The sequence below is a fragment of the Nocardioides sp. P5_C9_2 genome (genome assembly GCF_054049555.1).
The window spans coordinates 1-12,131 of record NZ_JBFUMD010000052.1 but is presented as its reverse complement, the minus strand read 5'-3'; the positions used below and the strand labels follow the sequence as shown (position 1 = coordinate 12,131).

Annotated in this window: 11 protein-coding genes; 4 read left to right on the top strand and 7 right to left on the bottom strand. The window is 73.0% G+C overall.

What is annotated here, in order from left to right; translation table 11 throughout:
- From ACXJKL_RS04530 to ACXJKL_RS04520, 3 genes are all read right to left on the bottom strand, one after another.
- Nucleotides 1-1,028: nucleotidyltransferase domain-containing protein (locus ACXJKL_RS04530; protein WP_457205865.1), on the bottom strand; the 1,028-nt coding region annotated here is incomplete at its 3' end.
- Between the two features lie 85 nt (nucleotides 1,029-1,113).
- Nucleotides 1,114-1,452, bottom strand: coding sequence for a P-II family nitrogen regulator (locus ACXJKL_RS04525; RefSeq protein ID WP_457205864.1), 339 nt, complete (start codon nucleotides 1,450-1,452; stop codon nucleotides 1,114-1,116).
- Entirely contained in the window at nucleotides 1,449-2,771 is a 1,323-nt protein-coding gene (locus tag ACXJKL_RS04520) for an ammonium transporter (protein ID WP_457205863.1), read from the bottom strand. The genes ACXJKL_RS04525 and ACXJKL_RS04520 overlap by 4 nt, the downstream gene beginning before the upstream one ends.
- Nucleotides 2,772-3,009: 238 nt before the next feature.
- Here ACXJKL_RS04520 and ACXJKL_RS04515 point away from each other — a divergent pair, with 238 nt between their 5' ends.
- The 4 genes from ACXJKL_RS04515 to ACXJKL_RS04500 are packed head-to-tail and all read left to right on the top strand — an operon-like array spanning nucleotide 3,010 to nucleotide 9,946.
- Nucleotides 3,010-4,071 (top strand): glycosyltransferase family 2 protein, encoded by a 1,062-nt coding sequence (locus ACXJKL_RS04515; protein WP_457205862.1) that lies wholly within the window; start codon nucleotides 3,010-3,012, stop codon nucleotides 4,069-4,071.
- The gene (locus tag ACXJKL_RS04510) at nucleotides 4,068-4,898 is read left to right on the top strand and encodes a hypothetical protein (RefSeq protein ID WP_457205861.1); all 831 of its coding nucleotides are present in this window, start codon (nucleotides 4,068-4,070) and stop codon (nucleotides 4,896-4,898) included. The genes ACXJKL_RS04515 and ACXJKL_RS04510 overlap by 4 nt, the downstream gene beginning before the upstream one ends.
- Complete coding sequence (locus tag ACXJKL_RS04505) at nucleotides 4,895-7,012, top strand: glycosyltransferase (RefSeq protein ID WP_457205860.1); 2,118 nt, start codon at nucleotides 4,895-4,897, stop codon at nucleotides 7,010-7,012. Before ACXJKL_RS04510 ends, ACXJKL_RS04505 begins: the two co-directional genes overlap by 4 nt.
- A 30-nt stretch (nucleotides 7,013-7,042) precedes the next feature.
- Entirely contained in the window at nucleotides 7,043-9,946 is a 2,904-nt protein-coding gene (locus ACXJKL_RS04500; protein ID WP_457205859.1) for a glycosyltransferase, read from the top strand.
- A 47-nt stretch (nucleotides 9,947-9,993) separates the two neighbouring features.
- On the opposite strand, the gene ftsY is transcribed toward ACXJKL_RS04500, so the two are convergent.
- From ftsY to ACXJKL_RS04480, 4 genes are all read right to left on the bottom strand, one after another.
- Complete coding sequence (ftsY, locus tag ACXJKL_RS04495) at nucleotides 9,994-11,160, bottom strand: signal recognition particle-docking protein FtsY (protein ID WP_457205858.1); 1,167 nt, start codon at nucleotides 11,158-11,160, stop codon at nucleotides 9,994-9,996.
- Between the two features lie 31 nt (nucleotides 11,161-11,191).
- A complete protein-coding gene (locus ACXJKL_RS04490; RefSeq protein ID WP_457205857.1) occupies nucleotides 11,192-11,371 on the bottom strand; it encodes a hypothetical protein in 180 nt (59 codons plus the stop codon).
- 97 nt (nucleotides 11,372-11,468) lie between these two features.
- On the bottom strand, nucleotides 11,469-11,921 hold the full coding sequence (locus ACXJKL_RS04485; protein WP_457205856.1) for an acyl-CoA thioesterase: 453 nt from the start codon (nucleotides 11,919-11,921) through the stop codon (nucleotides 11,469-11,471).
- 28 nt (nucleotides 11,922-11,949) lie between these two features.
- Nucleotides 11,950-12,131 (bottom strand): hypothetical protein (locus ACXJKL_RS04480; protein ID WP_457205855.1); only part of this gene is annotated, 182 nt, incomplete at its 5' end.

Below are 12,131 nucleotides of genomic sequence, written 5' to 3'. Positions count from 1 at the left end.
TCCCGGGCCTCGGCGGGCCAGGGTGTGGGCAGCGGCGCACCCTCGCGCACCAGCCGGGCGGCGGTGGCGGGGGCGAGCACCACGTCGCGCTCGGCGGCCTCGGCCGCCGCGCGGAGCAGGAGCACCGGGTCGCGGTCGGGTCGCGCCCGGGCGTCCAGCACCACCTCGCCGCGCGACAGTGCGACGCCGGGGGCGATCGGCACCAGCGCCGGGCGACGGGCGTCACGCACCGAGGTGGGGCGCGCCAGCACCGACGTCACCCGCCGCCAGGTCAGGCGGGACAAGTGGGTGACGCGACGCCCGATCTCACGGACGTGGCGCTGTGCCGCCGCCGCGTCGTCGAGCCCCAGGCTGGTGGCCAGCGGGTCCCACAGCTCGGGAGCGACACGGTCGGTGGGCCGGCGTGTCTCGGCGTGCAGCAGGTCCCGGAAGTCGAGCAGGGCCTGGCGCGACCGCTCCAGCTCGGGTCCGGAGACGTCCACCAGCCAGGTCGTCTCGAGCGCCTTCAGGACGGTCGCGTCGCGCAGGCCACCCTCGGCCTCCTTGACGTCGGGCACCGAGACGTGGGCGAGCTCGCCGACCACCTCGTGGCGTTTGTCCACGAGCGCGCGCAGCGCGGGCAGCCGGTCGCGGGCCTCGCGCCGCCACGCGGCCAGCATCGTGGTCCGCAGCCGCAGGGTGAGGTGGGGGTCGCCGGCGAGGTGGCGCACGTCGAGGAGCCCGAGGGCCACCTTCAGGTCCTCCTCGGCGGCGGCGACCATCTGCGGCAGCGAGCGCACCGAGTGGTCGAGGCGGGAGCCGGAGTCCCACAACGGGTACCAGACCTTCTCGGCCACGGCGCCGGGGTCGACCTCCGCCTCGTGCACCAGGACCACGTCCAGGTCCGAGTGCGGTGCGAGCTCGCCACGGCCGTAGCCGCCCACCGCGACCAGCGCGACGCCGACGCCGGGACCATCACAGGCGTCGTACGCAGCACGGCACAGCCGGTCGGCCTCCTCGGTGCGGGCGGCTCTCTCGGGGGCAGTCATCGTGTCTCCGATCCTCCCCGGGCACGCCCCGGGTATGCCACTGGCCCGCCGGGACGAGTCCCGACGGGCCAGTGGCGGTGTCTGCTCAGAGGGCAGCTTCGTCGGTGTCCCCGGTGCGGACCCTCACCACGGTCTCGACCGGGCTCACCCAGACCTTGCCGTCGCCGATCCGACCGGTCTGCGCGGTCTTGACGACGATGCCGACCACGTCGTCGGCATCCGCGTCGTCGACGACGATCTCGATGCGGATCTTGGGGACGAGGGCGATGTCGTACTCCGCCCCGCGGTAGACCTCGGTGTGGCCCTTCTGGCGGCCGTAGCCGCTGACCTCCGAGACGGTCATGCCGGTGACCCCGAAGGTCTCCAGCGCCTCACGGACGTCCTCCCACTTGTGGGGCTTGATGACTGCGGTCACGAGCTTCATGCGTTGACTCCTTGGGTGCTCGAGGTGCTGGAGGTGCTCGTGGCGAGGATGCCGGTCCCGCCGCCGCTGCTGCCGCTGTGCAGGTCGTACGCGGACTCGCCGTGCTCGGCGAGGTCGATGCCGTTGACCTCGTCCTCCTCGTCGAGGCGCAGGCCGATCGTGTACTTGACGGCCAGGCCGATGATCGCGGTCAGGACACCCGAGAACACGACCGCCACCAGGACGCCGAGGGTCTGGTCGCCCAGCGATCCCCAGCCGCCCCCGTAGAGGAGGCCGTCGATGCCGCCGGCCCCGGCGGAGGTGGAGAACACGCCGATCAGCACGGTGCCGATGATGCCACCGACCAGGTGCACGCCCACCACGTCGAGGGAGTCGTCGTACCCGAGCCTGTACTTCAGGCTGACCGCCCAGGAGCACACGCCGCCGGCGATGAGGCCGATGGCGACGGCCCCGCTGAGGTTGACGGCACCGGCCGCCGGGGTGATGGCGACCAGGCCCGCCACGATGCCGGACGCGGCACCGAGCGACGTGGCCTTGCCGTGCAGCAGCCGCTCGATGAGCAGCCAGCCGAGGATCGCGGCCAGGGTCGCCAACGTGGTGTTGGCGAAGGTGCGGCCGGTCTCGGAGTAGAACTGCGAGAGGAAGGCGTCGGGGTCCTCGTCGAAGGTCGTGCCGAACACGATGGAGCCGACGTTGAAGCCGTACCAGCCGAGCCACAGCATGCCCGCGCCGAGCATGGTGAGGGTCAGGTTGTGCGGGCGCATCTGGTCCTTGGGCCAGCCGATGCGCTTGCCGAGCAGCAGGACCAGCACCAGGGCCGCGACACCGGCGTTGATGTGGACCGCGGTCCCACCGGCGTAGTCCTGGGCGCCGATGCGGCCGCAGATCAACGAGTCGGGGGTGCAGCTGAAGACCATGTGGGCCATCGGGAAGTAGACGATGACCGCCCACAGGGGCACGAACACCAGCCACGCCGAGAACTTGAGCCGGTCCGCGACGGCGCCACTGATCAGCGCGACCGTGATGATCGCGAAGGTCATCTGGAACATCACGTAGATGTAGTTGTCGGTGGTGACACCGTCGAGCCAGAGCAGCTCGAACGGGTTGGCGAAGAACGTGCCGTCCCCGCCGAAGCCCATCGACCAGCCGACCGCGACGTACAGGATGCCGACGATGGCCGCGGCGATGAACGACATCATCATCATGTTGAGCACGGACTTGGATCGCGACATGCCGCCGTAGAACAGGGCCAGAGCGGGCACCGTCATCATCAGGACGAAGGCGGTCGCCACCAGCATGAAGGCGTAGTAGCCGTCCACAGAACCTCCAGGGAACGTTCGGGGGGATGGTCCGCGTTCGCCATGACGACGGTGTCATGCGGCGGCCCACCCTGTTGGCCAGAACCCTGCTGGGGCGACGTTTCCTCGTCTGCCGCGTCGTGTTGCGGGCATGCAACGGATGTGCCCGTCGTGTTACGTCCGTGTGAACGACCTCGGCGAGCGGCGGCGACCCGGGCGAGGACCGGTGCGGGGTCCCCCGCCGTCTACACTGCGCCGCATGACCGGGAGCCCACGGGACGCTTCGTCTGCGCCCGTGCACCAGCCCGGTCGCACGGGGGTCGTGATCGTCAACCACGACAGCGCGGACGACACCGCGGCGTGCGTGGCGTCGCTGGAGACGTCGCGGGACCTCGACCTGGACATCGTGGTCGTCGACAACAGCGACTCCGCCGCGTCCGCCGACGGGTTGCGCACAGTGCTGGGCCACCGGGCCGAGGTCATCAGCAGCGGCGCCAACCTCGGGTACGCCGGCGGCAGCAACGTGGGCATCGCCCGGTGCCTCGAGCGGGGCAACGAGTWCGTCTGGCTGCTCAACCCCGACACCCGCGTCGAGCCCGAGACCCTGCCCCGGCTGCTCCAGGTCTTCGACGACGTCCCCGACTGCGGCGTGGTCGGGCCTCGCATCGTGCACCCCGGTGAGCCGGCCGTGATCTGGTTCGACGGCGGCATCGTCGACGAGACCAAGCACGGCGAGACGCGCCACATCCACCAGGGCCAGCCGGTCGACGGCGCCGAGCCGCCCCGGCGGCTCGAGGTCGACTACGTGACCGGCGCCTCCCTGCTGGCCCGCCGGACCACGCTGGAGACAGTGGGGCCGCTGCCCGAGGAGTACTTCCTCTACTTCGAGGAGACCGACTGGTGCCGCCGCGCCCACCGGGCCGGATGGCGGATCGTCGTCGACCAACGTGCCCGGATGGTGCACCTCAAGAGGTCGAGCGGGGCGCTCCCCTCGCCCTACCATCTCTACTACATGACACGGAACCGCTACCTCTTCGTCGAGCGCTCCCTCGGTGGCGATCCCGAGGCGGCGCTGGCGCACCTGCGCGGCAAGTGGGTGCGCAACTGGCGTCGTACCGTGCGGCGCGCCGCTCCGGAGTGGCTCGAGGAGTTCGACGCCCTCGTCGAGCGGGCCTCCGCGGACGCGCGCGCCGGCAGGGACGGACGCAACGAGGAGGTCTCGCACGTGCCGTGGCCCGAGGACCGGACCAGGGAACGCGCCGTCGCCGCGCCCGCTGGCCCCGGCGGCAGTGACCGCCACGAGCAGGGAGGCGTCCGATGAGGGCCAAGGACGACACCACCGCGGTCATCGACAGCACGCTGGCCGGCGGTCCCCGGGTCCTGCACATCGGCGTGCAGCCCTCGACCGTGCCGCGGCGACTCGCCCAGGAGCAYGACCGGGAGGTCGAGTGCCTGCGCTGGCCCTTCGACGGGGGCGCCGACGAGCAGTGGGGTCCCGAGGTCGACCTCGCCGACCGCGCCGACGAGTGGGTGCAGCCGTTCCTGGTGGCTCCCGTGGACGTCGTGGTCGTGGAGCACGTGCTCGACGACGGCCCGTCCCCCGACGCCTTCCTGCGCACCCTCGGCTCGGGGGCGCTGGTGCCGGGCGGCCTCGTCGTGGTCTCGGGTGCGCGCGACCTGGCGACTCCGCTGCAGTCCGCCGGCTTCACCCTCGAGAGCGAGTCCGCGACCGAGGACGGACGCCACATCACGGTGGCGCGGTTCCCCTCGTTCACCACCGCGCGCCCACTGTCGCCCGAGGCCGACGGCGCGAGTGCCGCCGAGAACCGTCGTCTCGCCCACGAGCTCGAGCGCACGCGCGAGCTGCTGGGACGCGAGCGCGCCACCATCGCCCGGGAGATGCAGCTGGGCAAGGACGAGCTGCTCGCCATGGACCGTCAGGTCGCCGAGCTGCAGGACCGGCTCCAACGGCTGCGCCACAAGAACGTCCTGCTACGGGCCCGCGTCGCCCAGGTGGCCCGCGAGCGCGACCTCGCCGAGGCCCGCGCCGCGGGGCTCTCCGACGAGCTCTTCCTGACCCACGACTCACGCGCCGTCCGGGCGGTGGCCTCGATGGTGGAGCGCGCCCGCCGCAGGCGGTCGTCGTGACGACCGGCGACTCCGAGGAGCAGAGCGCCCTCGACCGCCGTCGGGCCCGGTACCGCCAGCTCGTCGACGGCGAGCTCGCGTCCGGCGACGGGGAGCGCTACACGTTCCTGGTGCGCTCGGTCGACCTGCGCAACCCCTCCCCCGACCTGGTCGCCGCCGCCGGTCTGGGGCTGGCCCTCGTCGACCGCGGGCACGGGGTGCGCCTGGTGCCCCAGCACCGCTGGCACCTCGGCGGCTCGACGGACGTGTGGGTCGCCGCCGCTCCCGAGGTCGACCCCTCGCTGGCGCCCGCCGATGCCTGGAAGGTCGCCTGGGCCCACGACAGCACCGACGAGTGGGCCGACCTGGACCACCTCGTCGCCTTCGACCGTGTCCTGGCGGGCTCCGGGACCGCCCTGGCCACCCTGCGTCGGCGCACCCCGCGCGCCGACGTGGTCCTGCGCACCGGCGTGGACGCCGAGCTCTTCGTCCCCGCAGGCACCGCGCGCACGGAGGTCGTCGCCCTCGGCGTGCACGTCGACCGTGGTCGCCCCGTACAGCCCCTGCTGACCGACCTGCCGCTGGAGGTGCCCCTCGCGGTGCACGCGGAGCCGCTACGCACCATGCGGAGCTCGCTGCTGGGCCGGCTCGAGGCGCCCGTCGCCTGGCTGCGTGCTCCCGACGTGCTGGGCACCGCGTTGCTCAGCGTCATCGAGATGCCCGTGTCGGCCGTCACCCACGGGACCCTGTCCGCGCTGGTCTTCGAGAGCCTCGCCTCCGGCGCCCTCCCGGTCCTCAACTCGCGGCTCGGCGCCGTCGAGGTCGACCTGGACCTGCCGACGTACACCACCTCCGACGAGCTGGGGGAGATCATCACCGAGCAGCTGGCGGACCCGGACCGGACGGCCGCGCAGGCCGCCGCGCTGCGGGAGCTGGTGCTCGACGGGCACACCTGGGACCACCGCGCCGCCGAGCTCGACGCCCTGGTGCGGACCCGGGTGAACGTCGAGGCGGCCGCACCGCCCACGAAGGCGCTCCACTACTTCCCGGACTACAACCGGGCCAACCCGTACCAGGGCATGCTCTTCGCCGGCCTGGACGCCGTCGACGCCTACCCGGTGGCCGTGGCCGACGTGGTCGCCCACCTGGAGAACCGTGCCGTCTCGGCGGTGCCGGGCACGCTCAACATCCACTGGACCACCCCGATCCTGCAGTACGCCGCCGGCCCCTACCGCGCCGCGATCGAGCTCGACCGCTTCAGCGCCGCGCTGCACAAGTTCCGGGCCGCCGGCGGACGGCTGGTGTGGACGCTGCACAACGTGCTCCCCCACGAGGCCAAGCACGTGTGGGCCGAGACCCAGCTCGCCCAGCTGCTGGCCGACCGCGCCGACACCATCCACGCCCTCGCCGAGATCACCGCCCGCCAGGCGTCGGAGGTGCTGCGCCTCGACCCGCGCAAGGTGGTCGTCATCGAGCACTCCAGCTACCTGGGCCGCTACCCGCAGTGGATCAGCCGCGACGCCGCTCGCGCGCAGCTCGGCTTCGGTCCCGACGACAAGGTGCTCGTCGCGCTCGGCGGCATCCGGCCCTACAAGGGGCTCGGTCGGCTGCTCGACGTCTTCCACGAGCTGGCCGACGAGGACCCGGCGCTTCAGCTGCTGGTCGCCGGCAAGCCCGCCCAGACCCAGGAGACGGCCGGCCTCGAACGCCGGTGCGAGCAGTCACCGCGGGTCATCTCGGAGTTCTCCCACGTCCCGGACGACCAGCTCCAGGTCTGGTTCGGGGCCGCCGACCTGGCCGTCCTTCCCTACTCCCGCATCCTCAACTCGGGCGTGTTCTGGCTGGCCCAGACGTTCGGGCTGCCGATCGTGGGCCCCCGTACGGGTGCCCTGCTGGACCTCGCGGACGAGCCCCACGTGCGGCTCTTCAACCCGCGCGACGACCGGTCCCTCAAGGAGACGCTGCGTGCCGCGGTGCACGACCTCGTGGACGACCCCGAGCGGGCGACGACGGCGCGTGCCTCCTCCCTGGCCACCGCCCGGTCCCGCCCCCCGCAGCAGATGGCGGCCGACTTCGCGACCTTCATCGAGCCCCTGCTCGGCAGCGAGCGCCCGGCGCGCCGCGCGGCAGGATGAGGTGGTGAGCACACCGTGATCGAACCTCCCATGAGCTCCACGGCGCGACACTCCGCCCGCGACCTGGTGGCCTCCGGGCTGCTCGACCTCGACTGGATCGCCGCCCAGCTCGGCACCGAGCCCGGCACCGCCGAGGATGCGGCGCGTGCGGTGATCAACACCCCCGACATCTCGCCGCACCCGTTGTTCGAGGCGACGTGGCTGCCGGGCAAGGGCGTCTGGCAGGCCGGCGACCTCCCGCCGTCCCTCTGGTACGTCACCGAGGGCCCACGCCGCAACCGGCTGGCGCCACACCCGCTGATCAACACCGAGCGGATCCACGAGGAGAACTCCGCCGCCCGCGACCACGAGTTCGGTCCCCTGGCCTGGTGGGCGGCCCACGCGACCCGGGACACCCCGCTGCCGGTACGCCGGGGCTATCCGCACATCTCGTGGGGCGAGTTCCGCGACAACGCCCTGCGCGCGGCCCGCGAGTGGCAGGTGCTGTCCTACCTGGACGCCAACCCCGGCGCCCACCAGCACTCCCCCGACACCGCCGGCCCGGTCGTCAGCGTGCTCATGAGCGCCCAGGACGTCGGCCCCCTGCTGGCGCCGACCATCGCGGCGCTGCAGGCCCAGACCCTCGACCAGTGGGAGCTGCTGGTCCTCGACCGGGGGTCCATCGACGCCACCGGGACCCTCGCCTCCGACGTGGCCGCCGGCGACGCCCGCGTCCGCGTGATCATGGGCTCGCGCACGCAGCTCGGTCGGACCCTCAACCGTGGCCTCCAGCGCGCCCGCGGTGAGTTCGTCGCCTTCCTGGAGCCGGGACACCTGTGGCACCCCGAGTTCCTCGCGCGGGCCGTGGGGGTCCTGCGCGCCGGCGACCGCTCGGCCGTGCACGCCTTCCCCGGACGCGAGACCCGGCTCTCCGGCGAGCTGGTGACCGCCTCCCAGTTCGACCTCGGCACCACGCTGCTGCGGCGCTCGGTCCTGACCGCGCTCGACGGCTTCGACGAGGGTGACTCCGAGGAGACGGTCGCCGACCTCGTACGCCGCCTCCGCACCGGTGACCTCGAGTGGGCCAACCCCCTCGTGCTGCTGCGCGGCGTCACCGAGGAGACCCCGGAGACCGTCAACTGGGAGGCCGCCCAGGCCACCGCGCGCGTCGTCGGGCAGACGAGCGTCGTGCTGCCGATGGGCATGGGCAGCCGCGGCACCGTCGACTGGCTGCTCGCCGGAGGACCGGACGTGGACGTCGTCGTCGTCACCGCCCGCGACCGTCGCGGACCGCACCTGCTCACCTCGGCGCTGGCCGCGCTGCTGCCCGGCGTCACCAGCGTCTCGGTCCCCGCCGGCACGTCGATCAGCTCGGCGATGAACATCGGGATCGCGCACAGCACCGGCGACACCGTGGTCCTCGTGCGCCCCGAGGCCCAGCCTGCACCGGGCATCATCGCTCCGCTGACCGCCGCCGTGCGCGAGGAGGGCGTCGCCGTCGCGCAGCCACTGGTCCTCGACCGGCGCGGCCTCATCCTGTCGGCCGGCGCGAGCTTCCCCCGGGGCGACGACCGGTTCGGGCTGCTCCTCGGCGGCTTCCCCGCCTCGGACGCCCGCCGGCTCGGACACACGGAGATCCCGGCACCCGCCTCCCCCGCGGTCGCCCTGCGGGCCGACCGGCTGACCGCCCTGCGCGGCCTCGACCCGCTCCTCGAGGACGTCCTGGCCGAGACCGACCTGGGTCTGCGTGCCTTCGCGACCGGCGCCGGCACCAGTCTGCTGGTGCCGGACGTCACCGTCATCTCCCGCACGGCGTACGCCGACCCGGCCGCCCTCAAGGTGGCCCTCTCCGCGCTGCGCTCGCGACGCCACGCGATCCCCGAGGACCGCACGGCGCTGCTCTGGCACGCCCTCGGCTTCGACGTCACCGGCGTCCGCACCCAACGGGTCGCCGCCGACCCGGAGGACCCGGAGTCCGACTCGGTGCTGCTCCAGCAGCACCTGGTGCGCCCGGTGCGCGGCATCGACGAGAGCCCCCCACGCCTGCGCTGGACCATCGACACGGCGGCTCCCGCCGGGCCCCGGGGCGAGCGGTGGGGCGACACCCACTTCGCGCGCTCCCTGGCCGCCGCGCTCGAGCGGTGCGGCCAGTTCGTGGCGGTCGACTCACGCGACGCCCGCCACCGCTCGTCGCGCGACCACGACGACGTGGTGCTGGTCCTGCGGGGCCTCGACCTCGTGGCACCGCACCCCGACGCCCTCAACATGGAGTGGATCATCAGCCACCCCGACCTGGTGACGGCCGAGGAGATCAAGGGCTTCGACCTCGTGTACGCCGCCAGCGTCAGCTGGCCCACCCAGGTGCGCCGCGACTGGGGGCTGGAGGTGAGCCCCCTGCTGCAGTGCACCGACCCGCGCTACTTCCACCCCGACCGGGGCGTGCCCGACACCGGCCCTCCGGTGCTGTTCGTCGGCAACTCGCGGGGTGTGTTCCGCCACGCGGTGCGCACCGCCCTGGCGGCCGATGCCGACGTGACCGTGCACGGCGCCGACTGGGACGAGTACCTGGACCCGCAGATGGTGGCCTCCAGCGGCGTGCCCAACGACGAGGTCGGGGTCCTGTACGCCTCGGCCGGGGTGGTGCTCAACGACCACCACGTCGACATGCGGCGGGACTCGTTCCTCTCCAACCGGCTCTTCGACGCGGCGGCGTGCGGGGCCCGCATCGCCACGGACGAGGTCTCCGGGCTCCAGGAGACCTTCGGGGCGCTCGTRCAGCCCTTCGCCGACGAGCACGACCTCGCCCGCCTGGTGCGACCGCCGTACGCCGCCTTCCCGGACAACACGACCCGCCGCGAGCTCGCCCAGCGGATCATCGCCGCGCACACCTTCGACCAGCGCGCGGCGACGCTGGTCGACGACGCGGTCAGGGCCCTGCGGGACCGGGAGCGCTGAGCGAGCCACCGGCCGCGGAGTCGGGGGCGGCCCGTATGGCGCGTCCCTCAGCCGAGCAGGGCGTCCACGAAGGCCGCGGCGTCGAAGGGCGCCAGGTCGTCGGCACCCTCGCCGAGCCCGACGAGCTTGACCGGGACGCCCAGCTCGCGCTGGACGGCGACGACGATGCCGCCCTTGGCCGAGCCGTCCAGCTTGGTCAGGACGATGCCGGTGACGTCCACGATCTCGCTGAAGACGCGGGCCTGGATCATGCCGTTCTGGCCGGTGGTGGCATCCAGCACGAGCAGCACCTCGGTGACCGGGGCCTGCTTCTCGATGACGCGCTTGACCTTGCCCAGCTCGTCCATCAGGCCGGCCTTGTTCTGGAGGCGGCCGGCGGTGTCCACGATGACGGTGTCGATGCCTTGCTCCACGCCCTGCTTGACGGCCTCGAACGCGACGCTGGCCGGGTCGGAGCCCTCCGGGCCGCGCACCACCTCGACGCCCACGCGCTCGCCCCAGGTCGCGAGCTGGTCGACGGCGGCCGCGCGGAACGTGTCGGCGGCACCGAGCGTGACGGTGCGGTCCTCGGCCACCAGGATCCGGGCGATCTTGCCGACGGTGGTGGTCTTGCCGGCGCCGTTGACGCCGACCACGAGCACGACGCCCGGTCGACCGTCCGCGCCGCTCACCTGGAGGCGGCGATCCATGTCGGGGTCGACGAGCGCGATGAGCTCCTCGCGGAGGACCTCGCGGGCGTCGCTCGCGGTGTTGCCCTCGACGCGCAGGCGGGTGCGGAGCCGGTCGACCAGCTGCTGGGTGGGGGCCACCCCGATGTCGGCGGTGATGAGGGTGTCCTCGATGGACTCCCACGTGTCCTCGTCGAGCCGGTCACGGCTCAGCAGTGCCAGCAGGCCCCGGCCCAGGGTGCCCTGCGAGCGGGAGAGCCGCTGGCGCAGGCGCACCAGGCGGCTGGCGGTGCCCTCGGGGCGCTCGAGGGCCGGCGCCTCGGGCTCGACCTCGACCGGCGGCGCGGTCTCGACGTCCGTCTCGACGGTCGGCGCCTCTGTCGGCGCCCGGGTCGGAGCCTCGCTCGGCGCCTCGGGGGGCGCGATGACGTCGGTGCCCCCGGCCGGAGGCACGCCCCTGCGCCGGCGACCCGACGTGACGAGTCCCGCGAGCGTGAGCACGCCGACGACGGCGATGCCGATGATCAGATACAGCCAGTCACCCATGGGGCAATCCAACCAGACGGTGCGGACCCGCTCAGGCGCGGATGTCCTCGTACTCGCCGATGGTCGGCAGGGCGTCGACGCCCTTGCGCATGGCGCTGCCCACCTGGGGCACGACCGGCAGGTCCTCGCCGCGGTGCGGGTAGGCGACGTACACGACGACGGCGGCGGCCGCGACGAGCACGAACAGCATCACCAGGGTGATCACGAGCATGACTTCATCTCCCGAGGACGGCGGACCTGGCTGCCAGCGTGGCACAGCACGGCCCCGATCCCCCATTCGGGGCGGGCCGTCGACGTGTCCCCTCCGCTCAGGGGCGGAGCAGCGGTTCGACGGCGGCGCGGATGGCGTCCGGCATCGGTACGACGGGTCGCTGACCGGCGCCGCGCTCGTTGTCGACGTAGACGTGGACGAAGCGCCCCTCGGCGGCCGCCTCGTCGGAGTCGCCCTGGAAGAGCCCGATCCGGTAGACGATCGAGGAGGTGCCCACCTTGTCGACGACGAGCCCTGTCTCGATGGGCTCCGGGAACCCGATCTCACGGAAGTAGCGGCACGACGTCTCGGCGACCACCCCGATCCGAGGCAGGTGCCGCACGTTGGTGCCGGTCGCCTCGAAGAGGTGCGCGTTGACCGCGGTGTCGAAGAGCTCGTAGTACGTCGCGTTGTTGAGGTGCCCGTAGGCGTCGTCGTCGCGCCAGCGGGTGGTCACGGTGCGCCAGGCGACGTAGTCGGCACGGGTCGGCAGGGGGGCTCGTTCACTCACGGCCGTCACCCTAGGACCCGCTCCCCGGTCAGGCGGTCGCGGCCCGCTCCAGCCGCTGCGAGATCACCGCGGAGACGCCGTCGCCGCGCATGGTCACGCCGTACAACGCGTCGCCGACCTCCATGGTGCGCTTCTGGTGGGTGATGACGAGGAGCTGGGAGTTCTCCCGCAGCTCCTCATAGATCTGGAGCAGCCGGCCCAGGTTCGTGT